A 25,188-nucleotide genomic window follows, 5' to 3' on the forward strand; every position below is an offset into this window, starting at 1 on the left:
GATGATGAAAAAGACACTCGTAATGACCATTGGACTTTTGACGATGTTTTGGCATTTAGTCAAAGGGCAAACCGACAGACAGGTAGATCTATGTATTTATGGCGCCACCTCAGCCGGTGTAATAGCCGCCTATACCGCTTCACAGGCCGGAAAATCAGTGCTACTGATCGATCCTGGTACACGGGTGGGCGGGCTCAGCTCCGGTGGATTGGGGCAGACGGATATCGGAAACAAATATGTCGTCACAGGGCTCGCTCTTGATTTTTATCGCAAAATGGGCAAGCACTATGGCGGTTTTGAACAATGGATTTTTGAACCCAAGGTAGCCGAATCTATTTTTAAGGACTATCTGGCACATGCAAACACACAAATGCTAATGGGGCATCGTTTGATAGCTGTAAAGACCGACAATCGATCGATTAAAACTATTTCACTGCTTCCAAGCGAGAGCAGGAATGGCAAAAAGATAACTGTCGGTGCCAAGGTGTTTATGGACTGCAGCTACGAGGGTGACCTCATGGCCAAAGCTGGTGTATCCTACCACGTGGGGCGAGAGCCGAATAGCACCTATGGCGAGACAATTAATGGTGTACAACTGTTAGACGGTCATCAATTTCCGGATGGTGTAGACCCTTATAAGAAAAAAGGTGATCCTAAGAGTGGCATTTTATGGGGGATCAATACGGATCCTTTAGAACAAAATGGAACGGGAGATGCCAAGGTTCAAGCCTATAATTATCGGATCACATTGACCAATGTCCCTGAAAATAGAATAGTAATCACCAAACCCCGCAATTACGACGCAACCAAATACGAACTCTTAAAGCGCCAAAAGGAGATACAGCCTTGGAAGAGTATGCAGGACGTATTTATCTGGAGTTTGATGCCCAATGGAAAGACTGATATCAATAACAGGAATGGATTTTCAACAGATATGATTGGCATGAACTGGCGTTATCCCGAAGCCGATTATTTCGAACGGAAAGAGATTATTCAGGCCCATGAAGATTACACCAAAGGTCTGCTATATTTTGTTGCCAACGATAGTTCGGTACCAGAGGCGATCCGAAGCGAATTTCAAAAATGGGGATACCCCAAAGATGAATATCTTGACAATAGGCATTGGTCTCCACAATTATATATCCGCGAAGCCCGAAGGATGATTGCTGATGTTGTCATGACCCAAGACCATTGTCAGGGTCGTGCGCTGGTATCCGATGGCGTAGGCTATGCTGCATATACCATGGACTCGCACAACTGCGATCGTGTGATCGTGAATGGCATGGTCAAAAACGAGGGCAATGTTGAGGTCGGCGGTTTCTCCCCCTTTCCGATTTCCTATAGGGCCATTGTGCCCAAAAAAGAAGAAATCAACAATCTTGTTGTCCCCGTATGTCTGTCGGCAAGTCACATCGCTTTTGGGTCCATCCGCATGGAGCCTGTGTTTATGGTATTGGGGCAATCTGGTGCTGTGGCGGCTTGCGAAGCAATCGACAACAAAATAGCCGTTCAAGATGTTGATATAAAACGCGTAGCGAAAATATTGCGCGACAATCCGAAAGCAGATGGCCGGATGGCCGATTATATTATTCACGTCGAAAATAAAAATCAAGTGATGTTGAAAGGAGCTTGGCACGTCTCTTCAAAAAAAGGTTATGGTATGAGTTATCAGGAAGTGGATACTGATCTCGCTGCTGTCGCACGTTTTACGCCTGGAAAAGATTTTGCCGCGGGGAGGTATAAACTTTATAGCTATTTTCCAAAAACTGCCGAAAGCACGGAAGCCGGAAAATTCATTATTCATACCGGAAAGACAAGGATCGAAAAAAATATAAATTTCAAGGAGGTCCATATTCTCGGACAGACAACCAGTACCTGGGTAGCACTCGGTGAATATGAATTTGAAAATGGCGGCAACAAACCTTATGTTGAGATTATGCCAGCCGCAAAGGGCGTTTTGGCTGCAAATGCCATCTTGTGGGTTCCGGTTTCAGATCAAAATTAAGTACATATGCAAAAGATAAAAATAGGGTTAAAATTAGTGCTTGTCTTGGCTTTTCTACAGGGTGAAGCGCAGCATTTGACCAAAAAGGTGGATGTTTTGGTTTATGGGGGAACTCCTGCGGCGATTACTGCCGCATTGCAAGTGAAGCAGGCCGGTAAGTCTGTAGTCGTCTTATCGCCCGATCAGCATTTGGGAGGTCTTAGTTCGGGTGGACTTGGCTTTACCGATACCGGCAATAAAGCAGTTATTGGGGGCCTAGCCAAAAAATTCTATCAGGACGTCTATGATCATTATTCGAAAGAATCGAGCTGGAATTGGCAGTCCAGGGCCTCGTTTGGCAATCGGGGGCAAGGTACCGTCGCGATGGACAGTGCGCATGGGACGATGTGGATCTTTGAGCCTCATGTCGCCGAGCGTATTTTTGATGCCTGGGTGCGGGATCATCAGATTGATGTGGTCCGTGGAGCTTATTTAGATCGGCAGGAAAGTGCCATTCAAAAAGAATCAACAGCCATCAAATCGATTAAGACCTTAGACGGAACAGTCTACGAAGCGAAGATATTTATAGATGCCACATATGAAGGCGACCTGATGGCGCTGGCCAAGGTAAGCTATACGATCGGGCGGGAGGCCAACCAGACTTATGGGGAGCAGTGGAACGGTGTGCAGACCGGAGTCTTTCAGCACCGGCATCACTTTATTGCGCAGATTAGCCCCTATAAACGTGAAGGCGATCCGGGCAGTGGCCTGGTATTCGGCGTTTCTGCAGAAGATCCCGGGCAATATGGTGCAGCAGATCAGAGGCTGCAGGCTTATTGCTTCCGCATGTGTCTGACCAATGATGCCCGCAATCGGAAACCCTTTGCTAAGCCTGTTGGCTACGATCCACAGCACTATATTCTGCTGCAACGTCTATTCCGTGCCGGCTGGGACGAAGCCTTTCAAAAATTTGATCTGGTGCCCAATCATAAGACCGATGCCAATAACCACGGTCCGTTCAGCACCGATTTTATTGGGATGAATTATGGTTATCCCGAAGCGAGCTATGCCGAACGCAAATCCATTATCGAAGCCCATCGCCGATATCAGCAGGGCTTATATTATTTTATGGCCAATGATCCTTCGGTCCCAACGGCAATCAGGACAAAGATGGCTGAATGGGGGCTGGCAAACGATGAATTTAAAGATAATGACAATTGGCCTTTTCAATTGTATATACGTGAAGCGAGGCGGATGCTTGGACAATATGTGACGACCGAGCATAATATTCTAGGGAGGAACCAGGTAGAAGATCCGATTGGCATGGGCTCCTATACGTTGGATTCCCACAATGTACAACGCTATGTGACCAAAGAAGGATATGTTCAAAATGAAGGTGATATCGGTGTTCACGTACCACGGCCTTATGCTATTTCCTATGGATCGATCATCCCAAAGAGCGATGAATGTACAAATTTGCTTGTCCCTGTCTGCGTATCCAGTTCACATATTGCCTTTGGTTCAATTCGTATGGAGCCCGTATTTATGGTGCTGGGGCAGAGTGCTGGTGCCGCTGCAGTATTGGCACTTGATCATGATCATGTTGTGCAGCATGTCGGCTACGGGCTATTAAAAAAGGAGCTGTTGAAAGCAGGGCAAGTCTTGGAACAAAAATAATATATTGCGTTAGAATTATACTTAGATATATGATGGATTTGGCTAATATGAATGCCCTCACGCTGGTTTTTGCGTCAATTTTAATTTTTGCGCTCGCATATCGCTTTTACGGAATTTTTATGGCGCAGAAAGTGCTACGTCTCAACGATGCGGTAGCAACTCCAGCGGTTGAGTTTGCTGATGGCCATGATTACGTTAAGACGGACCGTAAGGTCTTGTTTGGGCATCATTTTGCCGCAATAGCCGCGGCAGGACCATTGGTAGGTCCGGTGCTGGCTGCACAGTTTGGTTATCTTCCTGGGGCACTTTGGATTTTGATCGGCTGTGTCCTGGGCGGTGGTGTGCATGATATGGTTGTTCTGTTTGCTTCTGTACGGCACAAAGGGCAGAGTCTTGCTACCATTGCGTCCAAGGAGATCGGCCCCGTTGTCGGTGGTATAGCCGGTATAGCCGTTCTGTTTATTCTGATCCTCACTTTGGCCGGGCTGTCCCTGGCCTGCATTAGCGCCATGCACGAAGCCCCCTGGTCCTTATTTACCATTATTCTGACCATGCCAATTGCGATTTTTATGGGACTTCTGATGCGGTATAAAACAGGATCTGTTGCGTTGGCCAGTGTATTGGGGGGTATTTTGTTGATCGTTGGCATCATTGCTGGACATCGTTTGATGGAGATTCCGATCGTTCATAACCTGTTCGATTGGGATGTGAAGACCATTTCAATCGCGATTGCTATTTACGGATTTTTAGCTTCAGTCTTACCCATCTGGCTGCTTCTGGTACCACGCGATTACCTTTCCACTTATCTCAAGATCGGTACGATCCTGATGCTGGCCGTAGGCATTGTGTTTGTGCATCCCACCATACAGATGCCAGCACTGACCGATTTTATCCATGGCGGTGGACCTGTGATCGGCGGACCTGTGCTGCCTTTTATCTTTATCGTGATCGCTTGCGGTGCAATTTCGGGTTTCCATGCGATTATTGCCACCGGAACAACGCCTAAGATGTTGGGAACCGAAAGGGAAATTCTTTTTGTGGGCTATGGTGCAATGCTGGTGGAGGGATTTGTTGCCTTAATGGCATTGATTGCTGCCTGCACCTTACTGCCCGGCGACTATTTTGCGATCAACACACCAGTCGGTGACTATGCACATTTTTTGGCTCAGTATCCCGAATTAAAAGCGGTAGATTTGCAGCATTTTTCAGATCGTATAGGAGTAGACCTTCACGGCCGTACGGGGGGAGCCGTGTCCTTGGCTGTCGGGATGGCCCATATTTTTGATAAAGTTCCCTTTATGGACAATGTGATGGCTTATTGGTATAATTTTGCTATCATGTTTGAAGCCGTTTTTATTCTTACAGCTATCGATGCCGGGACGCGAGTCGGACGGTTCTTTTTGCAGGAAATGCTGGGCAATATCTTCCCGGTTTTTAAAGACAAGGATTGGAAACCGGGCATTTGGTTATGCAGCGCTATTTTTACTTTTTCATGGGGCTATCTTGTTTTTACGGGCAATGTAAGCAGTATCTGGCCGCTATTTGGAATCAGCAACCAGCTGTTGGCTGCCTGTGGCCTTATTGTATGTACGACGATGCTTATTCGGATGAACCGGGGGAAATATGCCTTAATTACGGCAATTCCGGGCGTATTTATGGCCGCGATTACCTTTTGGGCTGGCTATCTACAGGTGATGGATATTTATTTGCCTAAGGGACAGCTGCTATTAGCTTCATTGGCTATATTGGCCATGCTTTTGATGCTGCTTGTCTTTATAGGCACGTTCCGAAAATGGTATCAGTTATTTAAAACTGAGGCTAAATTTATCGACCAAAATGGAGAATCTGTCAAGGAATTGGTTGATCGTTAAGCGGAAGTTTCAAACCACACTTAAAATCATAATTAAGCTTTTTTAATTTCCTATTGATCACTTTTTTAAATTTAAAAGTAATAAATAGGTTGTTTAAATACCTTTTTTTGCGGATTTTTGTTACTCTTAAATTATATTGTAAGTTTTTTGATGGAAAATGTGTTCCTAATTAAGTGCTATGTTGGGTGCTAAAGGGACCGTGATTTTCGATAACGTTACCGCTACTTTATCCGGTGAAAGTGTTGGATTTTTAGGCTTTTAGGTCTTTCTTTGAGTTATAACGCAATTGAATAAACTAAAAATCTCAACCCTAAATGGATAAATTATGATAGTTCATATCCACAGTAATCGAACATTTTCAGTAGGCACGATGCTGAGCTGTCTCTTCCTTTGGACAGGTATCGCTACGGCACAGACTACAACAATACAGGGACGTGTCACCAATGCGACCGATCATACCGCCTTGGAAGGTGTAACGATCACCAATCTGAGTATGCCTGTTGCAGCACGAACAGACAAACAGGGAAATTTTAATATCAGAGCGAATGCAGGGGATAGGCTCAAAGTTTCGCTGCTGGGTTTTAAGACACTCGAAATTGCTGTTCCATCAACTGGTAATCTCCAGATAGCTCTTAACGAAGAAAGTCAACAGATTGATGAAGTGGTAGTTACCGCGTTGGGTATCAAACGTCAGACCAGGGGGCTGACCTATGCGACACAACAACTGGATGGAAGTGCAGTCAATGATGCCCGCGACAACAGTGGCAACGTGCTGAGTAGTCTGACGGGTAAAGTCGCGGGTGCTGTGGTGACTACGGCGGCTACGGGACCCGGTGCTTCCGCCAAAGTGGTTTTGCGGGGCAACAAGTCCATCTCCGGTAATAACAATGCGCTCATCGTGGTAGATGGTGTACCTTATGATAATTCCAGTGCACAACAAGCTACCGGAACAACTTACAATTATGGGACGAGCGATGGCGCCGCGAATATCAACCCGGACGATATAGAATCCATCAATGTGCTCAAAGGTCCTTCGGCTGCTGCACTATACGGAAGCAGGGCCGCAAATGGTGCCATACTGATTACAACTAAACAAGGTAAGGCTGGTCGGTATAATATTGATTACAATGGTAGTGCATCCTTGGATCAGGTCAACTTGCTCAGTAAATTCCAGAATACCTACGGGCGGGGAAATGGAGGTGTCAGTGGTACGAATGTCGGTGAGAGCTGGGGACCACAAGGGCAAACCTATAAAAATAATGTCCGCGATTTCTTTGAAAATGCGAGTTCCTTCAACAATAGTATTAGCACCTATGGAGGGACGGAAAAGGTGCAGGGGTATGTTTCTTATACAAACAATAAAATTGGAGGTATTATTCCTGGTAACGACTTGAAACGGAATAGCTTGAATCTTCGCATAAATACGGAACTGATCCCAAAACTAAAAACAGATGTAAAACTCAATTACGTTAACCAGCAGATTGACAATCGCCCGCGTTTAGGCGATATGGGAATCCCAGTGGAAGTGTATGTGATGCCACGGGATATGGATAAGGCTGAACTTAAAGATTTTGAGGATATTGATCCGGTTACCGGTGAGCCGCGACGGAAGTACTGGTCCGGTTCTGCTGTATACGACAATCCTTATTGGAGTACCAACCGTACCTCGGTCAATGAAGTACGCGATCGCATTACCGCATTGGGTTCGGCAACCTATCAGTTGACGGATTGGCTAAATGTAATGGGAAGGTTCAGTTATGATAAATACATTGATAAGACAACCGGGGCATTCTACGCAGGTACTGTTTCTCTTGGCGATGTCCGCCCTGGAGGTAAATATTATGAAACACATGCGCGCTATCAGGAACGCAACTTTGATTTGTTGTTCAATGGAAATAATACACTTAATGAGGCGGTCAAAATTAGCTATAATGTTGGTGCAAGTTCCTTAAATCGGGAGTACAGTAGCTTTCAGAATATGGCCAACGGCCTGTCCGTACCAAATGAGTTTAGTCTAACGATGGCTACAACGCCAGAATTTCTACTTATCAATGGTTACCAACGACGTCTAAATTCGGTCTATGGAAGTGCACAGCTGGCCTTTTTTAATCATACCTTTCTCGATATGACGGCACGAAACGACTGGACCTCAACCTTAAAATCTCCACACAGTTATTTCTATCCCTCAATCGGCGTATCCACTATTTTCAATGAATGGCTCAAGTTGCCAGCCTGGATCAGTTATGGCAAGCTAAGGGCTTCCTATACGCAGGTCGGTAACGATGCGAATCCCTATCTGCTTCAACAATTGTATTCTTTTGGGCTCGGTGCGGGAAAAGGATTTATCTCTCGTTCACCAATAAAGGCAATCCCAGAATTGAAACCTGAGCTGACCAAATCCTATGAAGCGGGACTGGATATGAAATTCTTTGCCAACAGATTGGGGTTTGACTTGACGATGTACAAAAGTAATACAGTTAATCAGCTTTTGTTTCTTGGACTGCCAATGGCAAGCGGTTTTAGCAGGCAATACATCAACGCGGGAAATATAGCAAATAAGGGAATTGAGGTCCAATTAACTGCGTCGCCTATAAAAAAAGAAAATCTAGAATGGCAGACCACTTTCAATTTTGCAGCCAATACCAATAAAGTGATTGAACTGCACGAGAGGACAAAACGAGCAACGATTACCGAAAGTACCAAATATGCCTCTGTTGTCGTCAATGAAGGGGAGAAATACGGGGATCTTTACGGTTATAAGTGGAAAAGGGATGCGGCGACAGGGAAATATGTGGTTGACGATAGCGGGTTGCCGGTGGTCGAAGCGAATCAAAAATTAGGCAATTTTAACCCTAAGGCCTTATTGGGCTGGTCAAATTCGGTCCGCTATAAGAATTTTACGATCAATGCCTTGATTGATACACGTATTGGTGGTGAGATCGTATCGGGTACCTCGGCTTATCTAGCGGCTTTCGGAGTAGCGGATTATACCACAGATTACCGGGAAGGGGGGCTGGTGCTGGATGCCGTGGACGCGAGTGGCGCAGCGAATGCCAAGGCTATCACAGCGCAGCAGCTTTGGACCCGTGTATCGCAGAACGGACGCGATGCCTGGGGAGAATTCTTTACCTATGATATGACCAATGTCCGCTTACGTGAACTATCTGTCAGTTACAAATTTAACCTCAAAAATACCGCTGCGATCAAAGGTGCACAGCTCATGCTGACGGGCCGCAACTTATTTTTCTTTTATCGTGGAAAATCCAAATTGGATATTCCGGGAATAGGCAAAACAGACAACCCCATAGATCCTGAAGCAGCATTGGGAGCGGGTAATTTTCAGGGAATTGAAGTGGGCTTGCCGCCTACTGTCCGTTCCTTTGGACTGAATGTTAAGTTAACTTTTTAAATCCTTGAACAATGAAAAAAAGCACCCTCTTTACTTCGCTATTCGCACTAAGCTTGTTGTCCTGTACCAAAGACTTTCAGGATATCAATACCGATCCGAACAATATCACGGTGATCACACAGCGTGAATTACCCTTTATGTTTGCCAAGGCACAGTCTTCGGCTGCAATGAATAGATCTTTTTATCAAACAGTGCAAAATCTGGGGCCGGATCTATATGCCCAATATTTCGCACTCACTACGAATTCGTTTAGTACAGACCGTTATCTGCTTACTCCGGATTGGCAGCGCCGGTTTTGGACAGTTATTTATGTCGATACCGCACCACAGCTCAAAAGCATTCTCGAAAATACAGAACCCAAATCAGGTGAGGCTGCATTGGCCAATATCATGTGGGTGTATGCCTTTCATCGGCTAACAGACCAATTTGGACCGATACCCTATTTCGGTGCTGCCGAGGCCAACGACGTTATTCCTTATGACGCCATGGATAAGATCTATGCAGATTTCTTTGAAAAATTGACTACAGCGGTCGCCAATCTGAAGGCCTTACCAGCCGGAACGAAAATCTTTCAGGGATACGACCTGATCTTCGATGGAAACACCGAAAACTGGATCAGATTTGCTAATTCGCTCCGTTTGCGGTTGGCCTTGCGTATCGCTAAGGTGGATGCCAATCAAGCAAAAGTCGAAGCAGAAGCAGCTGTTGCTGCCGGTCTGATGTCTAGCAATACGCACAATGCCAGTATGCTCAAATCCCTTTCTGGAAATGATACCAATGGATTGGCGCAAGTTGCCGTATGGAACGAATTTTCAATGAGTTCCACTATTGCTTCATACCTAAAAGGCTATGCCGATCCACGTTTAGGTATTTATTTTCAACCCAGTTATATTGGAAAGGCATTCAATAGCGTACGAAATGGGGCTACGGCCACGGATTTAGGGAACGTACGTAATCAGTCAGGCTCCAATTCCAATGTAGGCACCTATTGGGTACGTTACAATGGCGTGGCTATTGAAGGAAATTTTACCCAGAATTTCCATGTGATGTGTACTGCCGAATCTTTTTTCTTACGCGCCGAAGGGGCGTTGAATGGCTGGAATATGGGCGGTGAGGCCAAGCAACTGTACGAGGAAGGCATCAAAACAAGTATGGAACAATGGGGCGTTACAGATGCTACGCAGATCAGTAATTACATCGCATCAAACCATGTGCCTATCGCTCCAGGCGATTATCATAATTCGCCGGCTGTAGCCAATATCCCCGTCAAATGGGCAACAAGCGTGGCCGAACAGCGTGAACAGATCGGCGTACAGAAGTGGTTGGCGATCTATCCCAATGGTATGGAGGCTTGGGCGGAATACAGGCGTACAGGATTCCCAAAAATGTATTCATTGATCCAGTCCGACAACGCAGACCTGCCTATTGGGACATTTATTAAAAGATTGCCTTATCCACTGACCGAGGCGACAGACAATCTGGTTGAACTGAGCAAAGGACGTGCACTGCTTGGCGGTACAGACAATGCGGCAACCAAACTCTGGTGGGATGTGGACTAAATTGGGTAAATTACAATGATAGACTTCAAGATCTGGTTAGTTTCTTTCGGTATTCTTATGGGATTAAATTCGAGCATTCAAGCACAACAACAACAACAACAACAAGCGGCCTTGCCCAGCGTATTGGCCATACCTGCTGAAATAGACCCGATAAAGGTCATGGTGGAAGATCAGGCAGAACAACTTATCAGGGCTTTGGATTGCGAGAAAGCTTCAAATACGCAAGATATTGTTCAGTTGGTCAGAAAAAACCTGAAACTGGAAGGATATGCTATTCCGTCACTGGACATGCAGCTGATTTCGTCAATTGAGCAGGACAATTATACCATTCACAGCCTGATCTTTCAGAGCTTGCCTGGGCTGTATGTTCCCGCAAGCTTATATGTGCCAAAAGGCAAGGGACCGTTTCCAGCAATACTCAATAGCCACGGACATTGGCCACCGGGGCGGCGAAGTGAGATTGTTCAGCGTACGGCTCATATGTTGGCATCCAACGGCTATGTATGTCTTTGTATCGACGCCATGGGGTCGGGCGAGCGCGGACGTGGGCATCAGCATGAGTATCATGGAGCTAATCTTGGGTCGGCACTGCTCGATTTGGGCACACCTCTGATGGGTATACAGCTACTTGAAAACAGTCGTGCCATTGATCTGCTCTGTAGCTTACCTGAGGTAGATCCCGAAAGGATTGGGGCTACCGGGGCCAGTGGTGGTGGCAATCAGACGATGTGGCTCGCGGCTATGGATCCGCGGATCAAGGCCGCCGTTCCTGTCGTCAGCGTCGGAACTTTCCGCGCCTATATCATGAACAGCAATTGTGTCTGCGAACTCCATCCCAATGGACTCCTGCATTTTGAAGAAGGACAACTGTTACAGGTAATGGCGCCTAAGGCAATTAAGATTATTTCGGCACTTAAAGATGGTAACGCTGCTTTCAACGCTCATCAGATGCTCAAGTCTTTTCGTATAGCCAAGGAAGCTTTTGCGCGGCAAGGGGTACCTGAACGGATCGATTATGAGCTTTTTGATGAACCACATAGCTATACCACAGAAATGAATATAAGTATGATAAATTGGTTTGATGGGGCATTTGGTGTGATGCGCGAGAAAGGATTGCAGTTGGACAATGTGCTTCTCTTGGATACAAATGAGCTTGCAGTACTGAAACATGGGGTCAAGCAAGAGCTGATCCTCAGTATACCGGATTTTATCAGCCGTGAATTTAGTCGGACCGAATCACGGATTGCAACATCCACTCTGGATAAAGTGGATTACAAAAAACAACTGCGGGCATTACTTTATACAGGGGGTACCGATAGTTTGCTGCGTGTTCAGACGTTGGAATCGCAACAGGGCTGGCAACGGGTTCTATTGGAGACATCGACGCGACAGCTGATTCCGTTATTGATAAGCCCGCCTCTTACCAACGCAAATACACTACATGTCTATTTCCCCTCGATTGGTAAGCAACAGGTCGCTATGCAGGAAATTGAGGCGCTTCGCAGTAAAGGTGAGGGAGTGGTGCTCATAGATCTCTTTGGGCTCGGTGAGCGCTCTTCAGCTACTGCTGATAAAATCGATGGAGCGTTACCGCGCTTTCATACACTTTCGCGCTCACTGCTCTGGATGGGTAGTAGCATGATGGGGATTTGGGCGTCTGAAATTGGGCTTGTCAATGCTTATCTGCAACAAGAATATAAGTCCTGCAAGCAGCTCTTGATTGCAGATCGGGAGACGGCCATAGCAGCATTGATCAGCAATGTGCTGAATACCTCAGAACAGGAATTACTGCTTCGCGAGCTCCCCATCAGTTATTTGCCGAGTGCAACGGGAGCGCTGGACAGCTACAATATGGCGATCCATATTCCCGGTATTCTCCATTGGGGCGATATTCCGATGCTGCTCGCGCTCAATGAACAGCGAGTCATGGTCGATGGACTCTACCAGTTGGACGGTAAACCTTGCGAAATAACAAATAAACAGCAATTAAAAAACAAAGTGCAGCACTATAAGAAGCAATTAAATAACCAAGGAACACTCCTTATCAATTAAACATTATGGGAACAAATCGAAGATCATTTTTAAAACTGTCCGGGCTGGCTGGAATTGGATTGATGGCTGGCTGTGGACAGGAAAATAAGGCTTCAGCAAAGACAAATCTGGATCATATCCGGCTGGAAGCAGCAAAGAAATATACAGCTACATTTAATATGTCGGGCTACGCGGCCCCCAAAATACCAACCGTAAGAGTCGGTTTTATTGGGGTTGGCAATAGGGGATCTGCTGCAGTGGAACGTATGAGCCAGATTGAAGGTGTTGCGATCAACGGCATCTGTGATGTACGAGCCGAAAAGGCTGCCGAAGCAAAGGCAAGGATAAAATCAGCTGGTCACCGCGCGGAGCTATTTACCGAAAATGCCGAACACTGGAAAAAGATGTGTGAACAGGCAGATTATGATCTTATCTATATTGCAACCCATTGGAAGTTGCATGCCGAGATGGCGATATATGCCATGGAACAAGGGAAGCATGTCGCTTTGGAGATTCCAGCAGCGACGACGGTGGAAGACTGCTGGCGACTGGTACAAACCTCCGAGAAGACCAAAAAGCATTGTGTTATGCTGGAAAATTGTTGCTACGATTATTTTGAACTGCTGACCTTAAATCTAGCTAGACAAGGTTTTTTTGGAGATATCGTCCACTGCGAAGGGGCTTATATCCACGACATTCTGGAGAGTTTTTTTGATGCCGAAAAACGCTTTGATTTTTGGCGCTTAAAGGAAAATGCGACACGCAACGGGAATCTTTATCCCACCCACGGTCTGGGACCGATCTGCCAGATTCTGAAGGTCAACCGAGGTAATAAGATGGAGTATATGAGTTCGATGTCTTCAAAAGATTTTATGCTAGGGCAGAAGGCCAAAGAAATGGCTGCGACGGATAAGGAATTTGAGTCTTATATAGACAAACCCTTCCGGGGCAATATGAATATTTCCAATATCCTCACCAATAACGGCAGTACCATAATGTTACAGCATGATGTGAGTTCGCCACGGCCTTATTCACGCCTCCATCTGATTAGTGGTACCAAAGCCTTTGCGCAGAAATATCCTCTGCCCGGCAAAATCGCTATTGGCCATGCCGATTTCCTGTCTGCCGAGGAGATGACCAAACTGGAAGAGCAATATACACCGGGTATTGTCAAAAAGATCGGCGAACTGGCCAAGCAGATCGGTGGCCATGGTGGCATGGATTTTATGATGGACTGGCGCCTGATCGATTGTTTACGCAATGGTTTACCGATGGACATGGATGTCTATGATGCCGCCAGCTGGAGCGTCATTGGCCCTTTAAGTGAATGGTCGGTCGCCAATGGTTCCCAGCCAATTGAGGTGCCTGATTTTACTGCTGGTCATTGGAAAAATAATCAGGTACATGATATTGAGCTGGCGAGGGAAACGAGCACAATATCATCATAAACAAAACAGAACGAGAATATTATATTAAATCAAGAGACGTGAACATCAAAACTTTTAACACCCGGTTAGAACTGGGACAACATGCAGGAGCTGCAGGAATTGAAGCTATTAACGCTGCCATTGCGGCGAGGGGAGAAGCCAACATTATTTTAGCAACCGGACAGAGCCAGTTCGAAACATTAGAAACGCTGGTGGCTAGTGATAATATCGATTGGAGCAAGGTGCGCATGTTCCACCTCGATGAATATATTGGCATGCCAATTAGCCATAAAGCTAGCTTTCGGAAATACTTAACCGAGCGTTTCATCACGCAGGTGGCGACACTGAAGGAAGTGGTACTGATTAATGGTGAAGCGGATCCAGCTGCAGAATGTGGACGTCTGCACAACAAGATTAAAGCACATCCCATCGATGTTGCCTTTGTGGGAATTGGAGAGAACGGTCATTTGGCTTTTAATGATCCTCCTGCTGATTTTGATGTAAAAGATGCTTATCTAATTGTCAATCTGGACGAGCAGTGTCGTCGTCAGCAGTTGGGAGAAGGATGGTTTGGCTCACTCGCCGAAGTGCCATTGCAAGCTATCAGTATGTCCATACAGCAGATTCTATCAGCTCAGAAAATAATCTGTGCTGTACCGGATGAACGTAAAGCACTAGCTGTGAAAAATTGCCTCACGCAACCTATTTCCAATTTGTATCCTGCGAGTATCTTGCAGCAGCATGCCGACTGCACATGCTACTTGGACGCGGGATCTGCATCGCTTTTAAAATGATGTATCCTATGACAGCATCGGCACGCGATAGGAAAACTACCTGGGTATCCATAGGCATTATTGGAACAATGTTTTTTATCTTTGGATTTGTATCCTGGATTAATGCGATTCTCATTCCATATTTTAAAATAGCCTGTGAACTGAGCAATTTTCAGTCATACCTTGTTGCTTTTGCATTTTATATCTCTTATTTGTTGATGTCGATGCCTTCCTCGTATTTGCTCAAAAAAATAGGCTATAAAAATGGAATTATGGTAGGCTTTTGGATTATGGCATTGGGGGCATTTTTATTTGTCCCTGCGGCCTATAATAGGGCCTATCCGATCTTTTTGATTGGTCTATTTACGTTGGGAAGTGGATTAGCCCTGTTACAGACCGTCGCCAATCTATACATTACCCTGATTGGTGAAAAGGAACGTGCAGCGCAACGGATTAGTATGATGGGCATTTGTAATAAGGGAGCAGGTATACTGGCACCCTTACTATTTTCCTATATTATTTTACGCCCACAGGACAATGAGCTCTTTAAGCAGCTTCCACAGATGACAGAAACGGCGCGTACATTGGCTTTGGATGAATTGATATTACGCGTAGTAGGCCCGTATACTGCGGTCGGAATCATCTTACTATTGATCGGGCTGTTTGTTAAGTTTTCTATTCTTCCCGAATTGGATCAACAACAAGATGGCCTAGGGAAAGACAGGGACGAAACCAAGAAAAGTATCTTTCAATACCCACACCTCATTCTGGGTGCTGTGGCAATATTCCTCCATGTGGGTACACAGGTTATCGCGATTGATACGATCATCAATTATGCAGGGGTGATGGGCCTATCCCTACTGGAAGCCAAAGCACTACCTTCCTATACGTTGACGGCCACAATACTAGGCTACTTGTCGGGAATTGTCTTGATTCCCAAAGTGTTCAGTCAACACAGTATGTTGCGTTTCAGTACAGTTCTTGGTCTGATTTTGTCTATCTTAGTCGTGTCGACTCATGGACATGTTGTCCTGTTTAATATGGATCTGGATATTTCGATCTGGTTTATTGTATTGATTGGGTTTCCTAATGCACTTATCTGGGCAGGCATATGGCCATTGGCGCTTGAAGGGCTCGGTCCATTGGCCAAACAAGGATCGGCACTATTAATTATGGGACTTTGTGGCAATGCTTTACTTCCGCTCCTCTATGGGGTACTGGCCGATACGATCGATCCTAAATCAGCCTATTGGATATTGACGCCATGTTTTTTATACCTGTTATTTTACGCCTTTAAAGGGTATCGGGTTCAGACATGGTCAGGACAAACAAAAAAATCAACGAATTAACATGTGGATTATAACAAATACCAATATTATAACACCTTACCGCGTGATCGCGGATGGAACAGTATGGATTGCCGAGGGGAAAATTGTGCATATTAGCGAAGGCTATTTGTCAAAAGAAGCTGTCGAAGAAGATTGGTCAGCTGCCCAATGGCTGGATGCCGGGGGGCTGTATCTTGCACCGGGTTTTATTGATATACATGTCCATGGCGGTGGCGGCGCTGATTTTATGGATAACAGTGTGTCTGCATTTTTAACTGTTGCCGAAACGCATCTACGTTATGGTACCACTGCCATGCTGCCGACCACCTTGACCAGTGAACGCGAGGAGCTATTGGAACTTTTCTCCGTCTATGAAGCAGCTAGGGAGCAGAATAGCAAAGGGAGCCGATTTTTAGGTCTGCATCTCGAAGGGCCCTATTTTGCGATGAACCAACGGGGGGCGCAGGACCCCAAGTATATCCGTAATCCGGATCCAAAAGAATACATGCCTATACTTGAACGTTATCACCACCTCATCAGTCGATGGAGTGCGGCTCCTGAGCTGCCTGGAGCATTGGACTTTGGACGGGCTGTGCGCAGTCATGGTATCTTATTGGCTCTGGCACATACCGATGCAGTGTATGAGGAGATATTACCTGCGGTCGAAGTTGGATATCGCTTGGCAACACATTTCTACTCTGGTATGTCGGGCATGAGGCGCGTTCACGCGCATCGTTATGCCGGAGCTATTGAGAGTTGTTTTCTATTGGACCAGATAGATGTGGAGATTATAGCAGATGGTGTCCATCTGCCCGAGCCTTTTCTGCGGCTAATTCATAAAGTGAAAGGTGCGGATAAAATGATTCTGATTACCGACGCGATGCGTGCAGCTGGTATGCCCGAGGGTAAAAGCGTGTTGGGAAGCTTGCGTCACGGAACTGAAGTAATTGTTGAGGAAGGCGTAGCCAAGCTGACCGATCGTTCTTCTTTTGCAGGTAGCGTGGCTACTGCAGATCGCCTCCTCCGCACAATGGTCAACAAGGGAGGCGTTAGTTTGGTAGAAGCCGTACAGATGATGACGATCAACCCCGCAAGACTACTTGGGCTGGATCATAAGATCGGAGCAATAGCTATAGGAATGGAAGCAGATATTGTACTTTTTGATGATGATGTGGTCATTCATCACAGTTTTGTTGCTGGTGAATTACGTTACAGTAAATAAAGAACACTAAGAGGATCGTTTGGTAGAATCCCGTTCGATTAATTTGCCAGGCAATACCATATCCTGAATTTCAAAATCCCGATTTTTTATATGACGGATGAGCAGCGCACAACTCCTTTTGCCGATCTCCATGGCAGGCTCTTCAATTGTGCTTAAATTGGGTTCTACCACTGTAGCAATAGGATCATTGGTAAATCCGATGACGCCAATGTCCTGGCCTACACGGAGCCCCTGCTGCTTGATAGTCTGAATGGCACCAACAGCTTTGCGGTCATTGGCAGCGAAGATCGCGTCTGGACGATCGGGGAGGGCAAGTAGCTTCAAAGCATCAGTGGCGCCGTGAGCCTGTGAAAAACCCGAATATACAATAAGACGCGGATCGATGACCATGTTGTGCTGTTCCAGTGCTTGTAGATAACCATTTAGCCGCTGCTGTGTAAATTGCAGATTTTCGGGTCCAGCAATATGAGCAATGCGCGTATAGCCTTGTCGGATTAGGTATTCGGTCGCTTGTAAGGCTCCTGCAAAATCATCTTGGACAACTTTGGAGGCATCTATATCTTTAGGTACACGGTCAAAGAATACGATTGGCATTCCCTTGGCCATCAATTGTTCAAAATGATCGTTTGTGGATGAATCGGAAGAGATCGAAATAAGAAGTCCATCCAGACTGCTCGTTGATAGGTTTTCCAATAGGTTCTGTTCCCGTGCGACATGATCGTTGGTGACGTAGAGAATCACATTATAATCGCGTTCATAAGCTTCTTCCTGAATACCTGAAATCACCATCGAAAAATAATAATTGGTGATAAAGGGAATGACCACACCTATATTTTTTGTTGAACCAGAAGCTAAGGCGGAAGCATTTTTATTAGGCTTAAAGTTTAATTTCTTGGCGAGTGCCAGCACCTTTTTTCGGGTTTCGGGATTGACATCGTGGGTATCCCGAAAAGCCCGCGAAACTGTCGATACCGAAATTTTGAGCATCTTGGCGATATCCTTGATGCCTAAAGGATTCTTCATATTTAGATAGGGTTAACAAATTACGATACAAAATACTAAAAACTATCGAAAAATGTAGGATCTATCTTCATCCATATCTCCAGGTCACACTAGTTCGGTCGTGACGAGAATACAGTTAATAATGATATAGTATTTATTATTATAGCCTTGTCCTATACTGTTGCGGTGACAGTCCAAAATATTCTTTGAATAGATTGGAAAAGTTAGGTACACTTTCATACCCGACTTGATAGACAATTTCAGCGATGTGCATATCCTTATTTTCCAATAATTGAAGAGCCTTTAGAAGTCTATGCTGTTTTATAAACTGGAATATGGTGATCTGCATTTCTTCCTTAAACTGCCTGAAAAGTGTTCGCTCCGATAGAAAAAAATTAGCGCTAATCTCAGCGATTGACAATTTATTGTCGAGGTGTTGGAGAATATACGTGCTTACCTGGATCATCAATTCACTTTTTGCCGGCGTGATTTGTAACAGGATCGGTTTAGCCAATAGTATTGGAAGCATAGACTTGAAGGCCTCCAAGGTAGATGTTGTCAACGCATCGTGGTCTTTAAGCTTCCAATGTCGCTGTCCAAAAATCAAAAAATGATTCAACAATTCATTTGATGGATACACCTTAACTTCCTCGTGCATATTGTTCATATCCAAAAAAATGGTTTTTAATGACAGTTGCTGAGAGCGGGAAATGATTTTGTGTGGGACATGTGCCGGGATATATACAAAGAAAGTACTAGGTACACAGAAACTGGCTTTTTCGGTATAAATAAAGAGGGTACCATTTGTTGGGCTAAGTACCTGTACCTGGTCGTGCGCATGCATTTCTGTATTGAATTGTCTATAGTTACGTAAGTCAATTGTGCCATCGTGGAAGTTCTTGGCACATTGAACAAAGGGAATGGTGGATTTTGGCATTATTGAATAACAATTGTTTTATTTTCAAATATATTAAATTCTGTAGTTCCGGTACTTTTGAACTATAAAAATAAGTTGAATATGAAACAAGTTAAGATTTTCGATACTACTTTACGCGATGGAGAACAAGGACCGGGCTGCCAGTTGACACTGAATGATAAATTAGAAATCGCTGAAAAACTCGATGCAATGGGGGTAGATGTGATAGAGGGCGGGTTTCCAATAAGTTCACCTGGAGATTTTAAGGCAGTAACAGAGGTTTGTAAACTGGTGAAAAAAGCAACAGTCTGTGCATTAGCTAGGGCCAATAGAAAAGATATTGAACAGGCCTCTTCGGCCTTGAGTAAGGCAAAGGTAGCGCGGATTCAGCTCGGAATTGGAACATCGGACATTCATATTAAATATAAGTTTAATACCACTCGGGAGGTAATTTTGGCGAAAGCTTATGAAATGGTGGCTTATGCGTCGGATAAATGTGATGAAGTACAATTTTTTGCCGAAGATGCTGGTCGCGCAGACAATGATTTTTTAGTTCAAATGACCAATACAGTGGTTGAAGCGGGTGCAAAAGTTGTGAATCTTCCTGATACCAATGGTTTTTGTACACCCTTTGAGTACTTTGAAAAGATAGCCTATGTGAACCAAAATAGAAGGGAAAAAGAAAACGCAATTCTTTCTGTCCACTGTCATAATGATTTAGGTATGGCTACAGCGAATAGTATTGCTGGGCTAATGGCGGGCGCACTTCAGGTGGAAGGAACGATTAATGGTGTGGGCGAACGTGCTGGAAATGCTGCCCTAGAAGAAATTATTTTGACACTTATTGTAAAAGAAAATCTGGGGATTGCGACTGGAATTGATCCAAAATATATTGTGGAACTAAGTAGTATGGTAGAACGGGCGATGTCAAATCCTATACAGGCCAATAAGGCCATTGTTGGGAAAAATGCTTTTGCGCATTCTTCCGGCATCCACCAGGATGGCGTGCTGAAAGACCGTAGAAACTATGAAATTATTGATCCCCAAATAATAGGGGGGAAGTTGCCGGCATTGTTTTTATCCGCAAGGAGTGGACGTGCAGCATTAAAAGATCGGTTAAAAAGTATGAAAATAGATTTCTCTGCTGAACATTTTGAAAATATCTATAACCGATTTCTTGTTTTGGCAGATCAGAAACGTTTTATTGAAGATAACGACCTCCGGAGTTTGGTTTAGTACGGAGAAATATTTACAATTATATTTAAAAAAATCATGAATGAACATCCAAATTTAGCGTTAGTAAACAAATTTTTCAAAGCATATTCGAGTAATTCAATCGATGAATTGCAGGATATATTCCATGCCGATGTAAAATGGCATATTCCCGGCAGACACCCTTTAAGTGGGATTAAAAATGGGGTTGGAGAAATCGTAGAATACCTCAATCAATTAGGTAACTTTAACTTTAGAGCCGAGGGAGTAGTATTAGGGGTAAGCGATGATTATGTAATTGACTGTCATAAAAACTGGAGTGAAATAGAAAATATAGAGAATTTAAATAATTTATCTTGTTTACTATGGAAATTTGAGGGAGGTAAAATTAAAGAAGTGTTTAATTTTCCTCAGGATCAGCACGCTGTTGATTCTTTTTTTAATAAAAATTTTAAAGATAAATAACAATTTTACAAACGTAGCGATCCCAATAATCGTGGTAGATAATGTAAACTATTAGACCTGTTCATAATATGAAACAGAATTTAGAAAATGCTGTACTTGGTGAATTTTCAGATTCTGGTCATGCAGCTTTTTATCAGAATCATGACGCATTCTTAACAAAAGCACTCGCATTTTTAGCACAATAATATACCAAATGAGAGTTCGTGGTGAAAACCCCAATTTTCTTGATTCATACTTTTTCGAACAGTTTCTCTTAGTGAGAGGAGCTGTTTTTCTTTTAAAGCTAACTTTTCGGTATCTTCCACATAGCTATAAAAATTTCGGTCGCCTTATCCTACGCATTCTATCTGCGTACTTTTATATTCCTTTGTAAGGTTCAATTTTTTTTAGGAAAATTATCTGTCTGATAATAAATGGTCTACCGTTATTTTTACGTTCTTTTTTTTAATGCGCAAAAGGGCTTCATTATCGCAATCAATCTTTGTGTCAATGAAAATTTAAAATGCACGAAGAAATGAAAGCACATATCATCAAGAAGCTCATGGCAATAGAAGCGAGCGAAGGAGTACGTATACTTTTTGCCTGTGAATCCGGAAGCCGAGGTTGGGGATTTCCGTCAATCGATAGCGATTACGACGTTCGGTTTATTTATGTGAGAAAAGCGGAGGACTACACCCGTTTGTTTCCGCTGCCTACCGAAATGCGGTTTCCGATAATCGATGATCTCGATATTGCAGGCTGGGATCTGTTTAAAGTACTCACCTTACTGTATAAGAGTAATGTCAGTCCATTTGAATGGATCCAGTCACCAGTGGTCTACCATGAGTTTAACGGATTCAAAACAAGTTTTAGGGTAATGATGGAAAATTATTTTGACGCACGTAGGCACACTCATCATTATTTAGGGATTGTCCGTAGCAAATTAGAAGATCTGCAACGGGAAACGATGAAGCTCAAAAGTTTATTTTATATCCTAAGATCTCTACTTGCAGCAGACTGGAGTATGACCTATCGCAGTTATGCGCCCATGACATTGACCGAACTATCCGTATTATTGCCTGATGTTGTTAAAGGCGAAGTTATGGAATTGCGCCAGTTGAAGAGCCAAGTCGATGAAGGATTTATATACAGCTGTTCAGCAACCATAAGGAATTATATTGAAACAAGGTTAATACACTTAGAGCATCAAGTAAAAGAGGTTCCCGTATCCATATTGGATAAAGAAGGACTGGAGAATTACTTTAAAAGCATATTAAGATGACTATAGACGAACTTCGAAAGAACGGGCTGATCCTGTTTGAGGCCGTTGTCGGCAGCCGGACATATGGCTTGGCCACAGCATCTTCCGATACTGATATCAAGGGCGTATTTTATCTGCCCCTAGAATATTACTTGGGTGGTCAATATATTGCCCAAGTGGCAAATGCCAGCAATGATGAAGTTTACTATGAGCTAGGACGCTTCGTAGAGCTCCTTTCAAAGAGTAACCCCACTGTATTGGAGCTTTTGGCTTGTCCTGCCGATTGTATCGTATACCAAGATCCAATCATGGATCAATTTAAAATGCAGGATTTTATTACGCGAGAGGCCGCTATGACCTTTGCGCAATACGCGATGGTACAGGTGCGGAAGGCAAAAGGATTGAATAAGAAGATCAACAATCCGATGGATCGTGAACGTAAAAGTTTGCTGGATTTCTGCTTTATCATAGCTGGTCATGGTAGTTTACCGTTAAGCGCGTGGTTAAGCCAGCGGCAATGGAAACAAGAAGACTGTGGTTTAGCAAAGATCGAACATGCAAAGGGTATGTATGCATTGTATTATGATCAGGCCCAGACTTTGGGTTACAAAGGTATCGTTGCCACACTGGAGAGTAATGAGGTTTCCTACAGTTCTATCCCTAAGGATGAAACACTTTGTGCCTACCTCTTTGTTAATCACGAGGCTTATTCTTCGTATTGCAAGACCTATAATGAATACTTTAGCTGGGTTTCAAAGCGTAATGAGGCACGCTTTGAAGGAACAATGAATCATGGGCAGGGCTATGATGCCAAAAATATGATGCATACCGTACGCCTATTGCAACAGGCAAAAGAGATTTTGTCTAAAAGTGCACTACAGATACAACGTCCCAACAGGGAAGAACTCTTGCGCATCAAGAATGGCGCTTATAGCTATGATGAACTTTTCGTTTGGTCGCAAAAGCTATTTCAGGAGGTTCAAGAACTTTCCTTGCACAGTTTACTTCCGGTAGCGCCAGATCAGGATAAGCTGAGGCAGCAATTGGTGGACATGCGTAAACAGCTGTATCATGTCAGACTTTAATTCCTTATGCTAAAAACGCAGGATCTATATACTGCCTAATTCTGTTTGTCTTTCCAGTAATAAGTCAACCTGACTCGATGCGTATTGTCTGCGGGCGAACGCTCGAAGTTATTCTCTCTGCAGTAGAGCAAAACTAAAGGGGGACGATTTTTTCCGGTGAATTGTACAGACTTTGATAAAGGAATTCCCCTTGTTAGGTTCCGTCCAACTAAGTTTTCGTTTTGTCCGTAGGACAAAACGAAAACTTAGTTACTACTAGTAGTATTTATTGTTTTCTTTCAATTTTTACTAATCCTTGTCGTGTCGCTAGATACAAGTTCCCATTAATATCAAAAGTCATTGTTGAAATGTATGAAGTTGGAATGTCAGAATTCTCATTGTGATAATTTTCCCAGCCATCTTTTAAGTCATATCTTACTAAGCCGACTCTGTCAGTCGAAATCCAAAGAACCTTTTCATTTTTGTCGTAAAGAACGCAATTAGCATGGTTAAATGGCATTCCTGAATTTTCGGTCGTAAATTGTTTGAAAGTTCCGTCTGTGTATCTAATTGCAATTCCTTCATCATTGTTTACTTTTCCTTTCACTTTTCTGTCAAACTCATAAAGCGTAAAAAAAAGATTACCATTTTCGTCCTCGTCCATTGAAGTAATACATTTTCCTTTTAAAATGGTATTTGTATTTTCAAAGTTAGTTACCTGATTATTTTCGTCAATTATAGCGGTACCACTAAAGGTTCCAATCCAAATTCTGTTTTTTGAATCTCTTTTTGCGAAATTTACTCTGTTTGACGGCAGGTCTTTGAGTTTGCTTTTATTTAGATTCGTCCATTTTCGATCTTTGTAAATTGTCAAGCCTTCGTCAGAGCAGAAAAATACTTCTCCAGTTTTTTGATTATTAACAATTTCATAGGCTCCATCTATTCCAATATCTGTTGAGTCATACTTTGTCCATTTTACATTGTCAAAACTGTAAATATTTTTAGTTCCATAAACCCACTTAACATTTTCATTATCTGTTGTTAATGCATAATAGGAAAAGAATTTCCCTTTGTCAGTAATATCTTGTTCTGCATTTTTGAATTCTTTTCCGTCAAAAGTTACCAATCCTTCATCAACAGTCAGCCAAACAAGCCCATTTTTGTCAATTGTGATATTGTCGTTCATATTGTTTGAAAGATTTGAGTTACTAGAGTTCCAAACTGTCATTTTGTAATTTTTTAAACTTCCGTTTTTGTACACGTAGGTTTTATTGTATATCTCGGGGCTTCTTGGTTTATCAAATGACGACTTAAAAATCTTCATATCAATCTGCTCAATCTGTCCCGAAATTTTGTTGTCGCTTATTGCAAAAATTAAGTTGATGGACGATTTTTCTACTGCCTTTCCACCTGTTATTGCTGGTGTCCATTTCTTGAATTTGTTAAGTTCTTCAATAATTTTCAATGAAATGGGATTGTTTGATTGGTCAGTATGACTTAATACACAAGCGTGACCTTTTGCGTCAACAAGAACCTGAAATTTTACAGCACCTTTTATTCCTTGTAAGTTCAATTCCTTGTTCAGTTTGTCTTGTAATTTTGTGAACTCATTTTGTTCATAACCTGCTTTTATATCTCCACAGTCAAGGCAAAACTTTTCAGCCTTACAATTTTCGAGTTTTACAGGGAATAAGTTTTGTGCCTTTGCTTGAATTGTCAAACCTGCAAAAAGGATAAAAAGCGTTTTTCTCATTTATTTTGTTTATCTATTGAAGAGTGTCCGTTTAATATTGCTTGTAAAGCTGTCCGCGTACCGATGGCTTAAGTTATGGGGCTTGGCGTCAGTGGTGGAAATTGAAGCTAAAAGTTTCAATCCAGCGACAGGGTGAGCAAAGGCCAACTAATGGCATAAATTTAAGGAAAAAGTCAACAAAAACTTTATATTGAAGACGAATACTTTCCTCTGCCGGTTAGAGGGGAAGGAAATAGTATGCTAATTTTTATTAAG

Annotated in this window: 17 protein-coding genes; 14 read left to right on the forward strand and 3 right to left on the reverse strand. The window is 43.6% G+C overall.

Translation table 11 applies throughout. The features are described from left to right. Position 1: 1 nt before the first annotated feature. From AB1Z56_RS04255 to nagA, 10 genes are all read left to right on the forward strand, one after another. Positions 2 to 2,005, forward strand: a complete 2,004-nt coding sequence (locus tag AB1Z56_RS04255) for an FAD-dependent oxidoreductase (RefSeq protein WP_426791182.1) — start codon at positions 2 to 4, stop codon at positions 2,003 to 2,005. Positions 2,006 to 2,011: 6 nt separating this feature from the next. Then, a complete protein-coding gene (locus tag AB1Z56_RS04260; protein WP_426791183.1) occupies positions 2,012 to 3,661 on the forward strand; it encodes an FAD-dependent oxidoreductase in 1,650 nt (549 codons plus the stop codon). A gap of 29 nt (positions 3,662 to 3,690) precedes the next feature. After that, a complete protein-coding gene (locus AB1Z56_RS04265; RefSeq protein WP_426791184.1) occupies positions 3,691 to 5,532 on the forward strand; it encodes a carbon starvation CstA family protein in 1,842 nt (613 codons plus the stop codon). Positions 5,533 to 5,857: 325 nt separating this feature from the next. Continuing rightward, on the forward strand, positions 5,858 to 8,941 hold the full coding sequence (locus AB1Z56_RS04270; protein WP_426791185.1) for a SusC/RagA family TonB-linked outer membrane protein: 3,084 nt from the start codon (positions 5,858 to 5,860) through the stop codon (positions 8,939 to 8,941). An 11-nt stretch (positions 8,942 to 8,952) separates the two neighbouring features. Further along, the gene (locus AB1Z56_RS04275; protein WP_426791186.1) at positions 8,953 to 10,500 is read left to right on the forward strand and encodes a SusD/RagB family nutrient-binding outer membrane lipoprotein; all 1,548 of its coding nucleotides are present in this window, start codon (positions 8,953 to 8,955) and stop codon (positions 10,498 to 10,500) included. A 15-nt stretch (positions 10,501 to 10,515) separates the two neighbouring features. Beyond that, a complete protein-coding gene (locus AB1Z56_RS04280; protein WP_426791187.1) occupies positions 10,516 to 12,552 on the forward strand; it encodes an alpha/beta hydrolase family protein in 2,037 nt (678 codons plus the stop codon). Between the two features lie 5 nt (positions 12,553 to 12,557). Next, complete coding sequence (locus AB1Z56_RS04285; protein ID WP_426791188.1) at positions 12,558 to 13,979, forward strand: Gfo/Idh/MocA family protein; 1,422 nt, start codon at positions 12,558 to 12,560, stop codon at positions 13,977 to 13,979. Positions 13,980 to 14,017: 38 nt separating this feature from the next. Continuing rightward, a complete protein-coding gene (locus AB1Z56_RS04290) occupies positions 14,018 to 14,752 on the forward strand; it encodes a glucosamine-6-phosphate deaminase (protein ID WP_313265624.1) in 735 nt (244 codons plus the stop codon). An 8-nt stretch (positions 14,753 to 14,760) separates the two neighbouring features. Further along, positions 14,761 to 16,080: a sugar MFS transporter gene (locus AB1Z56_RS04295; RefSeq protein WP_426791189.1), complete on the forward strand. Its 1,320-nt coding sequence runs from the start codon at positions 14,761 to 14,763 to the stop codon at positions 16,078 to 16,080. A gap of 1 nt (position 16,081) precedes the next feature. Then, complete coding sequence (gene nagA, locus AB1Z56_RS04300) at positions 16,082 to 17,281, forward strand: N-acetylglucosamine-6-phosphate deacetylase (protein ID WP_310078563.1); 1,200 nt, start codon at positions 16,082 to 16,084, stop codon at positions 17,279 to 17,281. Between the two features lie 6 nt (positions 17,282 to 17,287). On the opposite strand, the gene AB1Z56_RS04305 is transcribed toward nagA, so the two are convergent. Together AB1Z56_RS04305 and AB1Z56_RS04310 are read right to left on the reverse strand one after the other, a co-directional pair. Further along, positions 17,288 to 18,304: a LacI family DNA-binding transcriptional regulator gene (locus AB1Z56_RS04305; protein WP_309361082.1), complete on the reverse strand. Its 1,017-nt coding sequence runs from the start codon at positions 18,302 to 18,304 to the stop codon at positions 17,288 to 17,290. Positions 18,305 to 18,443: 139 nt separating this feature from the next. Beyond that, complete coding sequence (locus AB1Z56_RS04310) at positions 18,444 to 19,220, reverse strand: helix-turn-helix domain-containing protein (RefSeq protein WP_426791190.1); 777 nt, start codon at positions 19,218 to 19,220, stop codon at positions 18,444 to 18,446. 81 nt (positions 19,221 to 19,301) lie between these two features. Between AB1Z56_RS04310 and AB1Z56_RS04315 the strand changes: the two genes are divergently transcribed. From AB1Z56_RS04315 to AB1Z56_RS04330, 4 genes are all read left to right on the forward strand, one after another. After that, complete coding sequence (locus AB1Z56_RS04315; RefSeq protein WP_426791191.1) at positions 19,302 to 20,435, forward strand: 2-isopropylmalate synthase; 1,134 nt, start codon at positions 19,302 to 19,304, stop codon at positions 20,433 to 20,435. Between the two features lie 36 nt (positions 20,436 to 20,471). After that, positions 20,472 to 20,876 carry a nuclear transport factor 2 family protein gene (locus AB1Z56_RS04320; RefSeq protein WP_309361076.1) on the forward strand — a complete coding sequence of 135 codons (405 nt, stop codon included), beginning with the start codon at positions 20,472 to 20,474 and terminating at the stop codon, positions 20,874 to 20,876. 514 nt (positions 20,877 to 21,390) lie between these two features. After that, the gene (locus tag AB1Z56_RS04325) at positions 21,391 to 22,137 is read left to right on the forward strand and encodes a nucleotidyltransferase domain-containing protein (protein WP_426791192.1); all 747 of its coding nucleotides are present in this window, start codon (positions 21,391 to 21,393) and stop codon (positions 22,135 to 22,137) included. Then, positions 22,134 to 23,201, forward strand: coding sequence for a DNA polymerase beta superfamily protein (locus tag AB1Z56_RS04330; RefSeq protein WP_426791193.1), 1,068 nt, complete (start codon positions 22,134 to 22,136; stop codon positions 23,199 to 23,201). The genes AB1Z56_RS04325 and AB1Z56_RS04330 overlap by 4 nt, the downstream gene beginning before the upstream one ends. Positions 23,202 to 23,466: 265 nt before the next feature. Here AB1Z56_RS04330 and AB1Z56_RS04335 read toward each other — a convergent pair whose 3' ends face one another. Beyond that, the gene (locus AB1Z56_RS04335; RefSeq protein WP_426791194.1) at positions 23,467 to 24,933 is read right to left on the reverse strand and encodes a ligand-binding sensor domain-containing protein; all 1,467 of its coding nucleotides are present in this window, start codon (positions 24,931 to 24,933) and stop codon (positions 23,467 to 23,469) included. Positions 24,934 to 25,188: the final 255 nt, after the last annotated feature.

This window comes from Sphingobacterium sp. WOUb80 (genome assembly GCF_050058145.1).
GTDB lineage: Bacteria > Bacteroidota > Bacteroidia > Sphingobacteriales > Sphingobacteriaceae > Sphingobacterium.

What these genes read in the sequence shown, in the direction of transcription:
- AB1Z56_RS04255 (WP_426791182.1), top strand. Translation starts at nt 2, where the DNA reads ATGATGAAAAAGACACTCGTAATGACCATTGGACTTTTGACGATGTTT.
- AB1Z56_RS04260 (WP_426791183.1), top strand. Translation starts at nt 2,012, where the DNA reads ATGCAAAAGATAAAAATAGGGTTAAAATTAGTGCTTGTCTTGGCTTTT.
- AB1Z56_RS04265 (WP_426791184.1), top strand. Translation starts at nt 3,691, where the DNA reads ATGATGGATTTGGCTAATATGAATGCCCTCACGCTGGTTTTTGCGTCA.
- AB1Z56_RS04270 (WP_426791185.1), top strand. Translation starts at nt 5,858, where the DNA reads ATGATAGTTCATATCCACAGTAATCGAACATTTTCAGTAGGCACGATG.
- AB1Z56_RS04275 (WP_426791186.1), top strand. Translation starts at nt 8,953, where the DNA reads ATGAAAAAAAGCACCCTCTTTACTTCGCTATTCGCACTAAGCTTGTTG.
- AB1Z56_RS04280 (WP_426791187.1), top strand. Translation starts at nt 10,516, where the DNA reads ATGATAGACTTCAAGATCTGGTTAGTTTCTTTCGGTATTCTTATGGGA.
- AB1Z56_RS04285 (WP_426791188.1), top strand. Translation starts at nt 12,558, where the DNA reads ATGGGAACAAATCGAAGATCATTTTTAAAACTGTCCGGGCTGGCTGGA.
- AB1Z56_RS04295 (WP_426791189.1), top strand. Translation starts at nt 14,761, where the DNA reads ATGACAGCATCGGCACGCGATAGGAAAACTACCTGGGTATCCATAGGC.
- nagA (WP_310078563.1), top strand. Translation starts at nt 16,082, where the DNA reads ATGTGGATTATAACAAATACCAATATTATAACACCTTACCGCGTGATC.
- AB1Z56_RS04305 (WP_309361082.1), bottom strand. Translation starts at nt 18,304, where the DNA reads ATGAAGAATCCTTTAGGCATCAAGGATATCGCCAAGATGCTCAAAATT.
- AB1Z56_RS04310 (WP_426791190.1), bottom strand. Translation starts at nt 19,220, where the DNA reads ATGCCAAAATCCACCATTCCCTTTGTTCAATGTGCCAAGAACTTCCAC.
- AB1Z56_RS04315 (WP_426791191.1), top strand. Translation starts at nt 19,302, where the DNA reads ATGAAACAAGTTAAGATTTTCGATACTACTTTACGCGATGGAGAACAA.
- AB1Z56_RS04320 (WP_309361076.1), top strand. Translation starts at nt 20,472, where the DNA reads ATGAATGAACATCCAAATTTAGCGTTAGTAAACAAATTTTTCAAAGCA.
- AB1Z56_RS04325 (WP_426791192.1), top strand. Translation starts at nt 21,391, where the DNA reads ATGAAAGCACATATCATCAAGAAGCTCATGGCAATAGAAGCGAGCGAA.
- AB1Z56_RS04330 (WP_426791193.1), top strand. Translation starts at nt 22,134, where the DNA reads ATGACTATAGACGAACTTCGAAAGAACGGGCTGATCCTGTTTGAGGCC.
- AB1Z56_RS04335 (WP_426791194.1), bottom strand. Translation starts at nt 24,933, where the DNA reads ATGAGAAAAACGCTTTTTATCCTTTTTGCAGGTTTGACAATTCAAGCA.